Source organism: Candidatus Hydrogenedentota bacterium (genome assembly GCA_019637335.1).
Taxonomy (GTDB): Bacteria; Hydrogenedentota; Hydrogenedentia; order Hydrogenedentales; family JAEUWI01; genus JAEUWI01.
The window spans coordinates 641540-659742 of the sequence record JAHBVV010000001.1 but is presented as its reverse complement, the minus strand read 5'-3'; the positions used below and the strand labels follow the sequence as shown (position 1 = coordinate 659742).

The following is an 18203-nucleotide window of genomic DNA, read 5'->3' as shown; positions in this document are numbered from 1 at the left end:
CGAACCGCCCCGCCATCAACGCCTTGAAAACCGGCCCAGCACCGGCTAACCTGATACCAGCCCGTGCGACCGGCGCACATCCGCATGACGTCCGGACTGCCACACGAATCTGCACCGGCCCCCAGCCACGGCATACCGCCCCTGGAATGAGGAGAACGCCATGCGCCACTGGATTTACCTGCTCGCATTCGCCGCCACCGCGTGCGCCGCGCCCGCCGAGGAATTCACGCCGGCGGGTGTTACCTTTCACCAGGACACCCTGTTCCGATCGGACGGGCGCGGTGACAACTGGTGTATTACCTGGGCGGCGGACGGATCGCAGATCACCTCCATGTGCGACGGGGATTGGCTGCGCGAGGGGACCGCCTACCACAACCGGCTCTACCGGCTTGCCGGCGGCCCGGAGGACTTCAAGCGATCCGCCCTCGCGGGCTATCCCGAATTCGTGTACGGACGCTGGAGTTGGTTCGGCTACGGCATCGTCGCCGCCGACGGCGCAATCTACTCCGCCCTATCCAAGACGCCGCTAACGCGATGGTCCGGACCCTTTCGCGGCATCAAATTGCTTCGTTCGGACGACAGCGGCGCGACCTGGAGCCGGGTCGGGCGGGACGGAGCGCTCCGCCCACTGGCCCCAGACGACGAAGCGTGGAACGAAGTGAACGCCGATGAAATGTTCTTCTTCGAAGAGTGCGGCATCGTCCGCGAGGAAATACCCGCATATCCGTTCTCCTTCATCGATTTCGTCCAGTACGGGCAGGATAACCGGCTCGCAAAGGACAACTACATTTATATCCACGCGCCCGAGGGAGCCCGCGCCCACCAGCTCATGCTCGCGCGCGCGCCCAGGGACCGGCTCGGCGAGCGGGACGCCTGGGAGTACTTCGTCCGGCGCGGTAATGGCGGCGAGGTAGTCTGGAGCGCGGATATCGCCGAGCGGGGCCCGGTACACGAATTCCCCGAAACCGGCGCGGATGGCAAAGTCTTCGGCTGGTATTCGTGGTTGCCGTCCGTGCTTTGGAACGAGCCCCTCGGCGTTTACCTCATGGTCAACGGTGGAACCTACGGCGGGCGCGACATGACCGCCAAAGACAAGGACTACTACGACGCCTGGATGCACACCGAAACCGGAAGCCTGGGTTTCTGGTACGCCGAAGATGTCACCGGTCCCTGGCGCCAGTTTTACTACACCGACCGCTGGATCGTCGACAGCCCGGACAACCGGACCTACCAGCCCAAGCTCTCCCCAAAATGGATCAGCGAAGACGGGCGGGACATGGTCCTCATCTGGTCCGACGCCATGCGCAACGCCGACGGGCGCTCGCACACGGTGAACTACGTCTGGAATCACATGCGAATCACCATCGAGGGCCGGAAGGGAGAATAGCCGTCACCGCGGCACCAGCCGCGCGGGCGCCGCCCCAGGGACTGCGGCGCCCCATCACCTCGGGCGTCAGCAGCCCACACGCGACCTAAAACGAGCCCAACCAACGCACAACAACGCCAACCGGCGCGGCTGTCCCGTCGCCCCCAAGGGGACTGGAGCCCGCGACAAGAATCACCCCAGCCGCGAAAGCGCCCAAAACCACCCCAAAACCGCGGGCGCCGCCCCAGGGACTGCGGCGCCCCGTCACCTCGGGTAGCAACAGCCCCCACGCGACCCCAAGCGAGCCCAACCTACGCACAACACCGCCAACCGGCGCGGCTGTCCCGTCGCCGGCCACACAACCCACACCCACGCCGCGAAAGCGCCCAAAACCACCCCCAATTCGCGGGTGGCTGCTCTGAGATTTCAACTGGAGCCACGGGCACCACGTTCAAGCTCCGCGCCTTCGTCGCGAAGGCTTGAGCGTGCGGGACTCCAGTAGAGCGCCAACAGTCAGGAGCAGTATTTCATCCTTAACGGGTGACGCGAAGCATCATGAAAGGCTGTACCCGCAGGAAAGCCCCCCGTGCCACGCGATTCCGCCTCAGGCGGATTCGTGTGCCTGGAGCGCCAGCAGCCCCAATCCTCCAACACCACCCCACACCAGCGGCTCCCCCAAGCGCCAGCGCCCCAAACCACCTCCAAACCACGGCCGCCTGTACCCGCCACTACCGTCACCCGCCAACTGTCACCCTCCCCAAATCCTCCGCTCCATCCAGCGCGGGCCGAAGAAACTCCCGCATAAACAGTTCCACACCGCCCAGGTTGAGGTGATCCAGGTTGTAATACCGCCGGTAATCCCCAATTGCGCCATGCCAGTCATACACGCCGCCTTCCGGCCCGATCTCCGCCACCAACTCCAGCATTTCACCGTGCCCCGGTTCCGGACCAAGCAGCGTGGGCAATACCGCCACCGTAAGCGGGACGCCGTTCTCCCGGCACACATCAACAATTCGCCAAAATTCCGCCGCATACCGCCGCGCGGTTTCAGGCTGGTATCCCTCCGGAAAAAGCGTTTCAATCCGCAGCGCGACGCGCTCGGCGGTCTGCCCGTCCGCGTCCATGTGCGCTGTATGGTGGACCAGCGGCTCCGGCCCTTGCAGCAGCCAGGCGCGGCTGAACTTCGACCGGATATACGAAACAAGCTGCCGGTGGTTGTAGCCGTTCCCGATCATCTTCGCCAGAAATTGGAGGCGAAGTGGCTCGAAATAAACGAACTTGTGATCCTCGTTGGCGCCCCGGCTGTGGAACACAAATGGATCCAGAAAATAGACCACGCGCCCGGCGCGATTTCCACCTTCAAAGTAGGTCTCCAGGTAGAAGCGCGCCGGCTTGATCCCGCCGCCCTGCGGCAGCGCCATATTGAACACCGTGCGCCCCAGCGCCGCCTCCGTGACCTCGTGGTGCTCGCGAAACCGCGAAAAAAGATACGCGCGCGACGTCCCCAGAAACACCAGATCATGATTCGCCTCCTCGGGCATCGCCAGCAGGATCGAATCCGTCTCCCACGGCGCATACGAAAGCGTCCGCTCGTGCAGTGCGAGCACGGCCCACGCCAGCGCCGCGTTCAACGCCAGGAATGCGATGCCCTTCGCCACAAAGCGGATTGCCGCCGTGGCGCCGCTTCTTTCTTCGCTGTAATTGGAAGGCGGGGTCCAGCCAGGAAAACTGCAACAAGCGTAACGGGTGCCACCCCCAAGCTCCGCGGCTTTGCCGCGAAGGCTTGAGGGCGCTGAAATTCGGCTGAGCCCGAGCAGTCTGCGCCACCACGCTATTCTGAACGGGTGTCGTGATGCGTCTTGTGAGGCTATTGCCCTCTGACCGTAGTCCGGCGAGTCAGGCATCGGATTTGACCGGGCCGGCGTTGGCCTGCAGGTAGCGGTGGATCGCGCCGCCATCGTCCGCCGCGCCGATCCGCGCTACAATAGCCAGCAGGCGGTCGCGCTGCTCCGTCACCGAGACCCCCGGCCCGGCCGGAAGCCAGTGGATGCGCGGGTCCGCACGAAACCAGGTGAGCTGCCGCTTGGCGTAGCGCCGGTGGTGCTGCTGGGTCGCGGCCACGGCGGTGTCCAGCGACTGTTCGCCCCGCAGGCACGCCAGGATCTCCCGGAAACCCAGCGCCTTCAGGCGGCCGATTTGCGGCGCGTAGCCCGCCGCGACCAGCGCCTCGACTTCCTCCACCCAGCCGCGCTCCACCATGCGCAGCACCCGTTCGTTGATGCGCTGGTACAGCACCGCCCGGTCCGGATAGTCCAGCGCGAACTGCACCGCGCGGAGCGATTCCGCCGCCCGCCGGTGTTCCCGGTGCAGCGCGCTGTAAGGCCGGCCCGCCAACTCATAGACCTCCAGCGCGCGCACGATGCGCACTACGTCGTTCTCGCTCGTCAGGGTCGCCGCGTAGTCCGGATCCACCGCCCGCAGCCGCTCCAGTAGATGGGCGTTGCCCTGCTCCTCCGCCTCGCCCGTCAGGCGCGCGCGGATCGCCGGGTCGCGGCCCGGGCCGTCGAAAAGCCCGTCCACCAGCGCGGCGATATACATGCCCGATCCCCCCGCCGCGATCGCCGTGCGCCCCGCCGCGCGGATCCGCGCGGCGCGTTCGCGCGCGGCGCATTGGTACGCCGCCGCCGACATCTCCTCGTCGGGGTTCAGAAACGATACGAAGTGGTGGGGGACGCGACGCCGCTCCTCGGGCGTGGGGGCCGCCGTGCCAATCTCCAGGCCGCGGTAGAACTGCATCGAATCCGCCGAGATGATCTCCGCGCCCAGCGCTTCCGCCACCGAGAGCGCCAGCGAGGACTTGCCCGAACCCGTCGGCCCCGCAATCACGATCAGCGGCGCCTGTTCCGCCGGAGCCGCGCTCACTGAATTCTCCGGAAGCTCTTTTCCATCTGGTGCTGCGTCAGCTCGACGATGATGGGCCGCCCGTGCGGGCACGTGTAAGGCGGGCGCAGGCGCCGGAACCCTTCCAGCAGGCTGCTGCGCTCCCGCGGCGTGAGCGGATCGCCCGCGCGCACCGACGCCTTGCACGCCCGCGTCGCCAGCCGAAGCGCCTCGCTCACCGCGTGCTGGCCGTCGAACAGATCGCCCTGGCCCAGCTCGTCGAGCACCTGGTAAACCAGATCGCGCACCTTCGCGTCGTCGTAGAGGTGGCAGATGGCCGTGACCTGGAATGTGTTGCCGCCAAACGGCTCCAGGTCAATCCCGATCCCGTGAAACAGCTTCAGGTTGCTCTCCAGCAGGCGCACCTGCGCGGGAGCCACCTCGATCACGATCGGCACGATCAGTTGCTGCGCCTCGTACGTGTGATCCGCGAGCTCCGCCATAAGGCTGTCGTAGTTCAACCGCTCGTGCAGCGCGTGCTGGTCAATAATCAGCAGCCGGTCCTCCCCCGGGACCAGCAGGTACGTATCGAAAAGTTGCAGCGGCGCGTCGGGCAGCGCGTTCACAGGCCGGTACACCGCCTCGGGAGCCACGCTCTCCGGTTCGTCCCCCCGGCCCATCTCGGGAAATTCAGACTGCCGCGCGGCCGGTTGCGGCGGCGTCTCGCCCGCAAGCTCGAACCCCGAATCCAGCGTTACACCCGCGCGGGCCGGAAGGGCCGCCTCGGCAGCCTCGGCCGCGGGTTCGCGGACGGGCCGCGCTTCCCCGGGCGGCGTCGACGGCGGGGGAGGGGATTGGGGCGGAGGCGCAACGTCCGGCGGCGCGGACGCCACGGTCTCGGGCGCGCGAATCTCGGGAGCCGGTTGTGCGGGGATCGCCCGCGCCGGCGCGAAAGGCGGCTGCTCCGGGCGCGACGGCGCAGGCTCGGCCAGCGGACGCTGCTCGGGCGCGGGGCGCGGTGGCGGCGCAATGGACTCCTGGTCCTCCGCCAGGCACCGCCGCACAATATCCCGCACCGCGTCGCGCGCGACGCGCTCGTCCCGGAAGCGAATCTCGCGTTTCGCAGGGTGAATATTCACATCCACGTAGCGCGGGTTCGTCTCCAGCAGGATCACCCCCACCGGGTGCCGCCCGATGGTCACCAGACTGCGGTAGCCATCCTCAAAGCCATACTGGAGCGAACGGTTCACCACGGGCCGGTGGTTCATGAAGAAAAACTGGTGTGACCGCGCGGAACGGGTCAGCCCCGGCCGCCCGATAACCCCCCGGAGCCGGTAGCCCGCCTGCTCCCCCTGGATCTCGATCATGTCGCGCGCGAAATTCAGCCCCCAAATCAGCGAAACGCGCTCCTTGAGGTTCGCGTGCGACGGAATGTCGAGCAGCAGCTTGTCGTTGTGAAAAAACTGGAAGCCCACGCCGGTCCGCGCCAGGGCATGGCGCTGCACCGCGTCAATGCAATGGCCGAGTTCCGTCGTGAGGCCCTTCAGAAACTTCGCGCGCACCGGCGTGTTGAAATACAGCCGGTTCACCGTGATACGCGTCCCCGGCGGGCCGCCCGCCTGCTCCACGTCCCGCAGGATCCCCCCATCAATGCGGATCCGCGTCGCGTGCGTATCCTTCTCGCGCCGTGTCAGCAATTCAAACCGCGACACCGACGCAATGCTCGCCAGCGCCTCACCACGGAACCCCATCGTCGCGATGTTCTCCAGGTCCTCCGCCGACCGGATCTTGCTCGTCGCGTGCCGCTCGATCGCCAGCAGCGCGTTCTGCTCCGACATGCCGTGGCCGTTGTCCGTCACCTCGATCAGCCGCCGCCCCGCCGCCACCACGCGCACCGAAATCCGCGTCGCCCCCGCGTCCAGCGCATTCTCCACGAGCTCCTTCACCACCGAGGCCGGCCGCTCCACCACCTCACCCGCCGCGATCTTGTTCGCCACGTCTTCGGGCAGCACGCGCACGGGCGCTATCGGGGCGGCAGTCGTCATGGGGGTCCTCGCTGGCTTCCGCGCCTATTGTAAAGCAGCCGCCCGGGAATTCAAAACGCGGACAAACAGTGGCGTCGTGCTGGCGGAATTCCCGATCTTCCTGATAAGATCGAAGGTAGCGGGCGCCGCATTCGGGGGAGCCACGAGCGCGACCGTGGCGGCGCCCGGAAAACCGCGTTTTCCGACAGGACATCATGACCCCAAAATCCCTATGTCTCCACCAGCGATTTGAGCAGCAAGTCGCCGATACGCCCGGCGCGCTAGCGCTTACTTTCGCGGGGGAACACCTCACCTACCACGAATTGAATGTTCGGGCAAACCGCCTCGCCGCGTGGCTTCGGGAGGCGGGCGTCCAGCCGGAAACCCGTGTCGGGCTCTGCCTGGAACGCGGTTTCGACACGGTCATCGCAATTCTCGCGGTTCTGAAAGCCGGCGGAGCCTATGTTCCCATGGATCCCGTCTACCCGGCCGATCGCGTCCGGATGATCGTGGAGGACGCCGAGTGTCCCGTGGTGCTCGCGCACCGCGCCCACGCGGATCGTTTCGCGGGGGAATCCGGCGTGACGCTGCTCGTCCTGGACGGCGAGGATCGCCCCTGGGAAGCCTGTCCGGACGAGAACCTGCCCTGCGTAACCTCCCCCGACAGCCTCGCCTACGTGATCTACACCTCGGGCTCCACCGGACGCCCGAAAGGCGCCCTCATCTCGCACTGGAACGTCTACCGGCTGGTTACCGAGATGGAGCCATGGTTCGACACCGGCCCCGACGACGTCTGGACCCTTTTCCACTCCTACGCCTTCGACTTTTCGGTCTGGGAAATCTGGGGCGCCTACTTCTACGGCGGGCGCGTCGTCGTCGTCCCGTACCTCGTGAGCCGCTCACCCGAACAGTTTTACCAGCTGCTCCTCGACGAGCGCGTCACGGTCCTGAACCAGACTCCCTCGGCCTTCAAACAACTCCAGCACCACGACGAAACGGTCCCGATCGAAACCGCGCGCGCCCTGGCGCTCCGCTACGTCATCTTCGGCGGTGAAACCCTCGACATGCCCGGGCTTAAGATCTGGTTCGACCGCCACGGCGACCAGAAGCCGCACCTCGTCAACATGTACGGCATCACCGAGACCACCGTCTTTGTGACCTACCGCCCCGTCTCGATGGCCGATACTCAGCCCGGAACCCCCAACTTCATCGGCATCCCCATTCCCGACCTGACGCTCTACGTCCTCGACGATCAGCGCCGTCCCGTGGGCGCAGGCGAGGTGGGGGAACTGTACGTAGGCGGCGACGGCGTGGGCGGGGGTTACCTCAAGCGCCCCGAACTGACCGCCGAACGCTTCGTGCCCGATCCGCTGGCGGAGGACCCGGACCGCGCGCAAACCTTCTACAAGACCGGCGATCTCGTGCGGGTCTGGGAAAACGATCTCGAATTCCTCGGGCGCAATGACATGCAGGTGCAGCTCCGGGGCTTTCGCGTGGAGCTGGGCGAAATAGAGACCGCCCTCAACACGCACCCCGCTGTACGCGGGTCCGTTGTACGCATGCGCGAGGACACTTCCGGTGATCAACGCCTCGTCGCCTACTACCTGGCCCGCGGAGAGACCCCCGCCGCCGAGTTCCGCGCCCACCTGGGCCGCACGCTGCCGGACTATATGATCCCGTCCGTCTTCGTGCCCATGGAAGCCTTCCCGCTCAACAACAACGGCAAAATTGACGTGGCCGCACTGCCCGCGCCGCCGTCCGCCGGTGGGGGCCGTGCCCTGGCCCCGCCCGAAACGCCGACCGAGGAAGCGCTCCTCGCCATCTGGGAGGCGGTGCTCGGCGTCGCCGATATCGGCGTGGAGGACGACTTCTTCCAGCTCGGCGGGCATTCCCTGCTGCTCACCCGGTTGCTCCTGCGCATCCGGGACGCCTTTGGCGTCGATCTGCCCCTGGGCGCCGTCATGGCCGCGCCGGCGATCCGAGCGCTGGCCGCCGCCATCGACGCGGCGGCCCCGTCGGATCGGCATGCCGCCGATCCCATCCCGATGCGCGATCCGGGACAGCCAGCGCCCCTTTCCTTCGCGCAGGAACGCCTCTGGATCATCGATCACCTCGAGCCGGGAAACACCGTCTACAATATCCCCATACGCTTCGAAATCGGGGGCCGGCCCGACGCCGATGTGCTCGGGCGCGCCATCCAGGCCGTCGTCGATCGCCATGACGCGCTCCGGACCCTCTTTCCCGCCGAACACGGCCACCCCGTGCAGCGCGTGCAGCCGGATCTTGTGGTTCCGCTGGAACGCCTCGAGGCCCCCGGCGATGGCGCCGGCGACTGGTTTCGCGATACGCTTCGCGCGGCCGCGCGCGAGTACATGGATCTGGCCTCGGGGCCGCTGGTTCGCTTCCTCTACGCGCCGGATTGCGACGATCGCGCCTGGCTGGGCCTCGTCGCGCACCACAATGTCTTCGACGGCTGGTCCATCAGTGTGCTGCTCGACGATCTGGCGGTCGCGTACGCCGCCCTCGCAGCCGGCCGCGCGCCCGAGTGGCCAGACCTCCCCTGCCAGTATCCCGATTTCGCGATCTGGCAACGTAAACGGGCGCAGGGGCCCGAGTTCCAAGCTCACCTCGACTACTGGCGCGAACACCTCGCCGGACCGCTGCCGCGGCTTGAGCTGATCACGGATTTTCCGAGGCCGCCGCGCCAGTCCTGGGCCGGCGCCGTGGCCCTGGATGCCTTGGACGCCCCGCTGGCCGAGGCCCTCGGCGATCTCGCGCGCAACGAGCGAAAGACCCTGTTTACGGTCCTGCTGGCCGCCTGGAACGTGCTACTCCATCGCTACACCGGCCAGGAGGACCTCGTCACCGGCTCCGTCATCGCCGGCCGTACCCACGCCCAACTCGAAAACCTCATCGGCTTCTTCGTGAACACCGTCGCGCTCCGGACCCGGCCCGTGCCGGACCAGACCTTCCCGGCCTACCTGGGCGCCGTGGAGAGCACGGTATTGGCCGCGCAGGAGCACCAGGACGTCCCCTTCGACCGCGTGGTGGCCGAGTTGCGCCTGGAGCGTGATCCCAGCCGTTCACCGATTTTCCAGGTCATGTTCATCCTGCACAACACGCCGCGGTATGTTGGATCGCTCAACGGGATCGCCATCGCCGGGGAAGAGATCAGCAACGGCGGCGCGAAATTCGACCTCACGCTCGCCGTGACGCCCCAGGACAGCGGCCTGCGCCTCGAAATCGAATACAACACCGCCCTCTTTACCCCAGAGACCGCCGCGCGCCTCCTCGCGAATTACCAGACGCTGCTGGCGGATATCGTGGCGGGTCCAAACCGGCGGCTGGACGAATTTGAGATCGTGCATCCCCGGGAACGGGCGCGGGTGCGCGACGTGTGGAACGCCACCGCCGCGCCGCTCGATCGCGCTCAAACGATCATCTCGTGTTTTGAGGCGCGGGTCGTGGCCCATCCGGGCGCCATGGCGGTCGCCGACGAGAGCGAAAGCCTGACCTACGCCGAGCTCGGCGCGCGGGCGAACCAGCTCGCGCATGCCCTCATTGAACGGGGCGTCGTGCCCGGCGATCCAGTGCCGTTTTATCTCAACCGCACGCTTCGCGCGGTCGTGGCGAAGCTCGGCATCCTGAAGGCGGGCGCCGCCTACGTGCCGCTGGATCTCATGGACCCCGTGACGCGCCGGGACCGCGTGCTGAGCGCACTGAATCCCCGCCTCATCCTCACCGAGGAATCGCTCACGCCAAATCTTGCGGGCCTGTCGTGTCCCCTTTTCTGTCTGGACGCGCCCGGTTTGCTCGAAGCATACCCCGCCGAAGCGCCAGCCCTCACGTTATCCGGAGCGGACCTGGCCTACATCATCTTCACGTCGGGCTCCACCGGCGTGCCCAAGGGCGTTCGCTGTCTGCACCAGGGCGTCGTGAACCAGGTCCAGGACATCCAGTCCCGCTGCCCCATCGGGCCCGGGGACGCCGGGACCTTGTGGACCGCCTTCAGTTTCGACGTGTCGGTCTACGAAACGTGGACCTGTCTGCTCAACGGCGCCGCGCTCCACGTGATTCCCGAGCACCTGCGCTTGAATGCGGACGACTGCTTCGGATGGATGCGCGATCGGCGCATTACGGCGGGATTCCTGCCGGGATTCCTGCTGCCCGCGCTGCTCGATTGGCAGCGGCGCGATCCCCTTCCGCTGCGCCGGCTGCTGGTCGGCGTGGAGCCCCTTTCCGAAGCCCTGCTCTGCGATATCGTCCGCGCCACGCCGGGTCTCGCGCTCTTCAACTCCTATGGCCCCACCGAAGCGACGGAACACGTCACCCTCTACCCGGTCGCCGATGCAAACCCGCGTCCGGCGGGCAACGCTCCGATCGGGAAGCCCATCGCGAACACGCGACTCTATGTGTTGGACGGCCAGCGGAAACCGGTTCCCGCGGGCGTGCGCGGGGAGCTGTACATCGGCGGCGATTGCCTGGCCGAAGGCTATCACGGCGATCCGGAATTGACCGCCCGCCAATTCGTCCCCGATCCCTTCTCGGCCGATCCGGATGCACGGCTCTACCGCACGGGCGACCTGGTGTATTTCCGCCCCGATGGCAATGTTCAATTTGTGCGGCGCATCGGGCGCTTCATCAAGCTGCACGGCCTGCGTATCGAACCCGGCGAAATCGAAAGCGCCCTGCGCGCGCATCCGGCCGTTGCCGACGCCGCCGCGCTCCTCTATGAGGCGGACCGGGACGATGCGCGCATCGTCGCGTACCTGGCGCCGCGTCCGGGCGTGACCGACCGCCCCGACGATTTCGACGAATTCCTCGCGGACCGGCTGCCCCAGTACATGCGCCCGTCCCAGATCGTATGGCTCGACGCGCTTCCGCGCACGGTGCAGGGCAAACTGGACCGCGCCGCGATTCCCGACCCGCCACGGCGCGAGGCGGACGCCGGCGGAGCCGATCCCGAGACCGAATGGGAGAAGGGGCTCGCCGAACTCTGGCGGGACCTGCTCGGCGTGGCGCGCGCCGGCCTGAACGACAACTTCTTCCGGCTCGGCGGCCATTCGCTGCTGCTCGTGCGGCTGGGCGCCCGCATCCGGGATCGCTTCCAGGTCGATTTGCCCATCCGCGCGCTCATGGAGACGCCGGTCCTCAAGGCGCAGGCGCGCGAACTGGCCGACGCCGCCGCGCGTGGGAAGGGCCTTCCGGATACGGACCCGATCCAGCCCGTTGCGACGGATGCGCCCATCCCCCTGTCCTTCGCGCAGGAGCGCCTCTGGATCATCGAGCAGATTCAACCCGGCAACATCGCCTACAACCTGCCCGTGTTGATTGCGTTGGACGGCCCGATGGATCCCGCGCGCTTCCACCGCGCCTTCGAGATCCTCGTCGCGCGCCACGATATCCTGCGCGTCAAATTGCTCCCCGGCGCGGGCGGCGCCCCGGTGCAGGTCGTCGAGGATCGCGTGGATATCCCCCTCGTCGTGAATCCGCTGCCGGGCATTGCGGCCCCCGATCGCGCCGCAGCCGTCCGCGAGGCGCTCGCGCGCGATGCGCGGCGCCCCTTCGACCTCAACCGCGCCCCGCTATTCCGCCTCGCCCTCTATCCGGCGGAATCCGGGACCAGCCACGCCGCCTTCATCGCCCACCACGCCGTTCTCGATGGCTGGTCCATTCGGATACTCATCGACGAATGGGCGGCCTGCTATGCCGCGCTCGGGCAGGATCGGGAACCCGAGCTGCCGGAACTCCCGGTGCAATTCACCGATTTCGCCGCGTGGCAACGCGAGCGCGCCGCGTCCGGAGCCTTCCACGATCACCTCGACTATTGGCGCGACCACCTCGGATCGCCGCCGCCCATTCTCGAACTGCCACTGGACTTCCCCAGGCCTCCACGGCAAACGTGGGAGGGGGCCGTGGTCGAGAATGCGCTGGACGCCGGGTGCGGCGAGGCCATCTCCGCCCTCGCCCGACGCGAAGGACGCCCGCTGTTCACCGTGCTCCTGGCGGCCTGGTTCCTTCTGCTGCACCGTTATGCCGGGCAGGACGACCTCGTCGTGGGCACGGCCCTGGCTGGACGGCCCCGGCGGGAGCTGGAGCCCTTGATCGGCTTTTTCGTCAATACGCTCCCCCTCCGCACCCACGTGGATCGCGACGAACCGCTGGCGGACTTCCTCGCCCGCCTCGATGCCCTCATGATCGCCGCACAGGAACACCAGGACGCCCCCCTGGATCAGATTGTGGCCGCCGTGTCTGAAGATCGTGATCCAAGCCGCTCGCCGCTCTTTCAGACGGTATGCGTGCTGCACAACACGCCCGAACTTGAAGCGCAGTCGGGCGGCGTGCGCCTGCGCGCCGAAACGGTCAACCCGGGAACCGCGAAATTTGACCTCACCCTCGCCATCCACCAGCAGGGGCCGCGCCTCCTGCTCAACCTCGAATACAACACCGCGCTCTTCCTCGAATCTACGGCGGAACGCTACCTGAAGAACTACGCGGCGCTGCTGAACGCGATGGCCGCGCAGGCGGACGCGCGCATCGGCGCCCTTGACTACCTCGATCGCGCCGAGCGTTCGCGCCTGCTGTCGTTGCGCGGCGGCGCCGTCCTCCTCGATCATTCCCAGTCGCTTCACGCCATCGTGGCCCGGCACGCCTGCGAAAACCCCGACGCGCCCGCGCTTGCGGACGAAACCGTTACCCTCACCTATGCGCAACTGGAACAGCGCGCGTCGGCCGTTGCCGAGATGCTGCGGGACCGGGGCGTGCAGCCCGGCGAGATGGTGCCGTTCTACCTCTCCCGCACCGTGCTCCCCGTGGTCGCCATGCTGGGCATTCTCAAGGCGGGCGCGGCCTACGTGCCGCTGGATCTTCAGGACCCCGCCGCGCGCCGAAACCGGGTACTGGCGGTGCTCGAAGCGCGTGTCCTGCTGGCGGAGACCGCGCTGATGGATGAACTCCGGGATATCGGCCTGGAGGTCGTTCCGCTGGACAGCTTCGAGCTATCGGCCCCCTCAACGGACGGCGTTCCCGATGCGGTTGTTGGCGCCGATCAGCCCGCCTATGTCATCTTCACTTCGGGATCCACCGGCGAACCCAAGGGGGTGTGTTGCAACCACCTCGGCGTGATCAATCTCGTCGACGACCTGCAGCGCCGCCAGCCCGCCGCGCCGGGAACCTGGTGCTCCGTGTGGGCCGCGCTCAGCTTCGACGCATCCGTCTATGAGGTTTGGACCGCGCTCCTGGCGGGGGCGGCGGTGCGCGTAGCCCCGGAATCCGTACGTCTCGCGCCCGACCGCTTCCTGAATTGGCTGGGCGAACATGGCGTCGCCTGCGCCTACCTGCCCGGATACATGCTGCCCGCGCTCCGGGGGCGGCAGCAGCACGGCGACCCGCTCCCGCTCACGCGCATTATGGCCGGGGTGGAACCGCTGCCCGAGGCGCTGCTTGCCGACATCGTCCGCGCGACGCCGGGTCTCCTCTTCGTCAATGCCTACGGGCCCACCGAGGTCACGGTATACGCGACGCTTTACCCGGTTCCGGGCCGCGCCGACGCCCCCGCCGGCAACGCCCCGATTGGCCGCCCGATACAGAACACGCGCGTATACCTCCTCGACGCCGCGCGCGACCTTACTCCCGCGGGCGCCCACGGCGAAGTCTACGTCGGCGGCGCGGGGCTTGCCATCGGCTACCACCGCGACGCACAGCTCACCGAGGCGCACTTCATCCCCGACCCCTTCACCCCGGGCGAACGCCTGTACCGCACCGGGGATGTGGCGTACCTCCGGCCCGACGGCGAACTCCAGTTCGTGCGGCGGCTCGGGCGCTATATCAAAATGCGCGGCTACCGCATCGAACCCGGCGAGATCGCCGCCATGCTGCGCCGCCGCCCGGACATCGCCGAGGTCGAGATAGACGTCTATGGTGTGGGCCACGCGGACGAGCGCCTCGTCGCCTACGTGGTTCCCGCCGCGGGCGCCGCCCCCGATGAAGGGGACCTGCGCCGGATGGCGGCCGATGAACTTCCGCCCCACATGCGTCCGTCGCAATATGTCTTTCTCGACGCCCTTCCGAGGACCGTCCAGGGCAAGATCGACCGCCCGGCGCTGCCCGCGCCGCCGCCCCTCCAGACCGGAACCGGAGACGCGCCACCCGAGGGGCCGATCGAAAACGCCCTGGCCACGCTCTGGCGCGACGCGTTGGGCCTGGACGCGCTGCCGGGCCGGCACGACAACTTCTTCTCGCTCGGCGGGAACTCGCTGCTCGCCATTCAGCTGGCGACCCGGATCAACGAAGATCTGGGGTACGCGCTTTCCCTCGCCGACTTGCTCGACGCGCCCACCGTCGCCTCCCTCGCGGCACGGGTCGCCGCGCCCATAGACAAAGCCCCGTCGGGCCTCTTCGTCCTGAAGACCGGCGGCCGGACGCCCTTCTTCTGCGCCTCGGGCGCGGGGGATGTGATGGGCTACTACGGGCCCCTGGCGGCGGCGCTTGCGCCCGATCAGCCCTTCTATTGCTACTCCGGCCTCGTCCACCTCGATGGCGGCGGCCCGCAATCCATGGAGGAGATGGCCGCCGAATTCATCCGCGAGGTCCGGGCCATACAGCCGGAAGGCCCCTACCTGCTCGGCGGCTATTCGTTCGGCGGGCTCCTGGCCTGGGAGGCCGCCCGGCAGCTCCTGGAGGCGGGACAAGAGGTGGCCGGCCTCTACATGCTCGATGTGAGCGTGCGCGAAGCGGCGAACAACGGCGCCGCCCGGGCGAACCACGCCCTGCGCGCGTACCCGCGAAAGATCCTCGTGCGCCTGGCGATGGTGCTCTACACCTGGCGCCTCCAGGTGGGCTATCTGCGCGATTTCGTCCTGGATCTGCCTCGCATGATCGCCCCGTCGGGAAATGGCGCCAACCCCGGAGTCACGGCCAGCCTCCGCTGGATCGCCCTGGACACCCTCAACCAATACCTGCTCATCCGGGCCGGCCTGGCCACCCAGCGCATCTCGGACCGGCGTCTGCGCATGATCCGCGAGCGCACCGTGCACGAAACCTCCGAACGGATCCGCCTGCTCGAACAGGCCCACCGGAACTACGTCCTGCGCCCCCTGCAAGCGCGCGTGACCGTGTTGCGCGTCGCCGACGATCCCTGGCGCGAGGCGCGCGCCGACGAAACGCTCGGGTGGAAACACTTCGCCCTGCGCGGCGTGGGCGTGCGTGTGGTTCCCGGCAACCACATGGTCATGCACCGCGAGCCCTTCGTGCGCGACCTGGGCGCCGCGCTGCAACAGTGCTTCGAGGATGCCCTGCGCCGGGACCGCTGACCGCGCGTCCGGCCACCGGCGTCAATCGCCGAGGAGCGCCCGAACCCGCACCCGCAATTCCGGGACGACCTCCGCCTCGAACCACGGGCGGCGCTTGAGCCACAACACGTTTCGCGGCGAGGGATGCGGCAGCGGCAGGTATGCCGGCCCGTAGTCGCCCCGGCGCGCCACCGTGTCGGACAGCGTCTTGCACGCGCGATCAGCGAGGTAGTACCGCTGCGCATACTGGCCCACCAGCAGCGTGAGGCCGATGTCCGGCAGCAATTCCAGCAGCCGCGCATGCCAGAGCGGCGCGCACTCGGGACGGGGCGGCAGATCGCCGCCGCGCGGGTCCCGGCCCGGATAGCAGAAGCCCATCGGGATGATGGCGAACCGCGTTTCGTCGTAAAACGTATCGCGATCCACCGCAAGCCACCCGCGGAGCCGGTCGCCGCTCGGATCGTTCCACGGTATCCCCGTGGCGTGCACCCGCGTGCCCGGCGCCTGGCCCACGATCAGAATTCGCGCGCCCGTTCCCGCGCGCAGCACGGGGCGCGGTCCAAGCGGGAGCGCCGCCGCGCAATGGGCGCAGCCGCGCACTTCCGCCAGGAGCGCCTCGATCGCAGCTTGTTTTTTCCGGCCCGCCATGAAAAGATGGTAAACAAGATAGTGAATGAAACGCCACGCCCGGCGGTATTGCCGGGAGTCGGGTCTGCGTCACGGACAGGCGGCGGCGCCCCGGCGCGCAGGCGAGAGGAAGAACCATGGAGGACGAATTCATGAGTGGACTGTGGCTTGGCGGATTGGGCGGATTGCACACGGCACGGCCGAACACGGCGGCGACCACCGCGGCCCGGAACGCCGAAAGCCGGGTGCTCAGCGCGCAGGAGGATCTCCGCGAACTGCGCCACCAGGTTGAGCGCCTCACCCTGCTCAACCAGGCCATGTGGGAGCTGATTCGGGAGCGCGCGGGCCTCACCGACGCCGATCTGGAACGGATGGCCCGCGAAGTGGACCTGCGCGACGGCCAGGAGGACGGCAAGATGGGCGGCGGCGCCGTAGCCTGCCCCACCTGCCACCGCGTCTCGAACTCCCGGCACTACAAGTGCCTCTATTGCGGCGAACTCTTCGAAAAGCCCGTCTTCGGGTAGCCGCCCGTCCCGCCACGGCATAAAATGGGCCACGGCGTTGTTACTCCCTGTAATGGGCGTCCTCTGGACGTCGTCCGGGGCGCATTTGGACATGCGGGGGCGCCGGTGCGTAAGATCTACCCGATCGCCACGCGATTTCTACCCATTTTCTCGCCACAGGAGTACGGAATGGTTACCGAAAACCAGGTGCTGGACGCGATGCGTCACATCATTGACCCCGATTTCGGCAAAGACATTGTCTCGCTCGGGTTCATCAAGAATATCCAGATCGACGAGGGCGCCGTCGCCTTTACGGTCGAGTTAACGACCCCCGCCTGCCCCGTAAAGGAGCGCTTTCAGCGCGAGTGCGAGGCCGCCGTCGCGAATCTGCCCGGCGTGATGAACGTCCAGGTCACCATGAGCGCGATGAAGCCCAAAGAGCGCACCGGCCCCAAGATCGACACCCTCAAGAACGTCGGCGCCGTGATAGCGGTTTCCTCGTGCAAGGGCGGCGTCGGAAAATCCACCGTCGCCGCGCACCTGGCCCGGGCCATTCAGCGCGAGGGGCACAAGGTCGGCCTGCTCGATGTCGATATCTACGGCCCGTCACTGCCGACGCTCTTCAAGGCGAACAACCCCGACGTCTACATGAAAAACAACCTGCTGGAGCCCGTCATGTGCGACGGCCTCAAGACCATGTCGCTCGGCTACGTCATGGGTGATCGCCCGGCCGTCATGCGCGGGCCCATGGTCTCGAACTACACCTCCCAGATCCTCCAGCAGACCGACTGGGGCGAGCTGGACTACCTCATCATCGACATGCCCCCCGGCACCGGCGATATCCAGCTCACGCTCGTGCAGCAGGCGGCCCTGGACGGCGCCATCATCGTCACCACGCCGCAGGCCCTGTCCCTCGTGGACGTCTCCCGCGGCATCCTCATGTTCGAGTCGGTTAAGGTTCCCGTGCTCGGCGTCGTCGAGAACATGGCCTATTTCCTCTGCGACAACTGCGAGAAGAAGCACTTTATCTTCGGCAGCAGCAGCGCCACGCTCAAGGCGCGCTTCGGGCTCGACACCCTCGCGCAGCTCCCCTTGATTCCGGGCGTTTCGGACACCTCCAGCCAGGATGCTGGCGCGGACATCCCCGCATTCCGCGAGATGGCCGAAAAGCTGCACCGCGAAGTCGGCAAGCGACGCCTGGAAGGCGAGTCCCACCCGGAGGCCATTCCCGAGAACGGGGAACTGCTCGTGCGCTTCGGCGACGGCAAAGAGGTCCGTGTGCCCAACAAGAAGCTGCGCATCTCCTGCCAGTGCGCGCTCTGCGTAAACGAATTCACCGGCCAGCCAATCCTTAACCCGGACTCCGTCCCCGAGGACATCAAGATCGAGTCCCTGTCGACACTGGGCAACTACGCCGTCGGCATCGTCTGGAGCGACGGCCACAGCTCCGGCATCTTCCCCTGGGAGCACATCAAGCGCGTCGCGCTGCTGTAGGAGGTTCGACGCTCCGATG

Annotated in this window: 8 protein-coding genes; 4 read left to right on the top strand and 4 right to left on the bottom strand. The window is 67.4% G+C overall.

Translation table 11 applies throughout. The features are described 5' to 3' along the window. Positions 1-160: 160 nt before the first annotated feature. Entirely contained in the window at positions 161-1387 is a 1227-nt protein-coding gene (locus KF886_02405) for a hypothetical protein (protein ID MBX3176189.1), read from the top strand. Between the two features lie 713 nt (positions 1388-2100). Here KF886_02405 and KF886_02400 read toward each other — a convergent pair. From KF886_02400 to mutL, 3 genes are all read right to left on the bottom strand, one after another. Next, positions 2101-3024, bottom strand: coding sequence for a hypothetical protein (locus KF886_02400; GenBank protein MBX3176188.1), 924 nt, complete (start codon positions 3022-3024; stop codon positions 2101-2103). 238 nt (positions 3025-3262) lie between these two features. Next, a complete protein-coding gene (gene miaA / locus KF886_02395) occupies positions 3263-4288 on the bottom strand; it encodes a tRNA (adenosine(37)-N6)-dimethylallyltransferase MiaA (protein ID MBX3176187.1) in 1026 nt (341 codons plus the stop codon). Then, entirely contained in the window at positions 4285-6291 is a 2007-nt protein-coding gene (gene mutL, locus KF886_02390) for a DNA mismatch repair endonuclease MutL (GenBank protein ID MBX3176186.1), read from the bottom strand. Before mutL ends, miaA begins: the two co-directional genes overlap by 4 nt. A gap of 194 nt (positions 6292-6485) precedes the next feature. Here mutL and KF886_02385 point away from each other — a divergent pair, with 194 nt between their 5' ends. Beyond that, positions 6486-15581 carry an amino acid adenylation domain-containing protein gene (locus tag KF886_02385; protein MBX3176185.1) on the top strand — a complete coding sequence of 3032 codons (9096 nt, stop codon included), beginning with the start codon at positions 6486-6488 and terminating at the stop codon, positions 15579-15581. A 21-nt stretch (positions 15582-15602) separates the two neighbouring features. Here KF886_02385 and KF886_02380 read toward each other — a convergent pair whose 3' ends face one another. After that, positions 15603-16208, bottom strand: a complete 606-nt coding sequence (locus tag KF886_02380; protein MBX3176184.1) for a uracil-DNA glycosylase family protein — start codon at positions 16206-16208, stop codon at positions 15603-15605. 131 nt (positions 16209-16339) lie between these two features. Here KF886_02380 and KF886_02375 point away from each other — a divergent pair, with 131 nt between their 5' ends. Beyond that, a complete protein-coding gene (locus tag KF886_02375) occupies positions 16340-16711 on the top strand; it encodes a hypothetical protein (protein ID MBX3176183.1) in 372 nt (123 codons plus the stop codon). Between the two features lie 168 nt (positions 16712-16879). Next, on the top strand, positions 16880-18184 hold the full coding sequence (locus tag KF886_02370) for a P-loop NTPase (GenBank protein MBX3176182.1): 1305 nt from the start codon (positions 16880-16882) through the stop codon (positions 18182-18184). Positions 18185-18203 lie beyond the last annotated feature (19 nt).

What these genes read in the sequence shown, in the direction of transcription:
- KF886_02405 (MBX3176189.1), top strand. Translation starts at nt 161, where the DNA reads ATGCGCCACTGGATTTACCTGCTCGCATTCGCCGCCACCGCGTGCGCC.
- mutL (MBX3176186.1), bottom strand. Translation starts at nt 6,291, where the DNA reads ATGACGACTGCCGCCCCGATAGCGCCCGTGCGCGTGCTGCCCGAAGAC.
- KF886_02385 (MBX3176185.1), top strand. Translation starts at nt 6,486, where the DNA reads ATGACCCCAAAATCCCTATGTCTCCACCAGCGATTTGAGCAGCAAGTC.
- KF886_02380 (MBX3176184.1), bottom strand. Translation starts at nt 16,208, where the DNA reads ATGGCGGGCCGGAAAAAACAAGCTGCGATCGAGGCGCTCCTGGCGGAA.
- KF886_02375 (MBX3176183.1), top strand. Translation starts at nt 16,340, where the DNA reads ATGAGTGGACTGTGGCTTGGCGGATTGGGCGGATTGCACACGGCACGG.
- KF886_02370 (MBX3176182.1), top strand. Translation starts at nt 16,880, where the DNA reads ATGGTTACCGAAAACCAGGTGCTGGACGCGATGCGTCACATCATTGAC.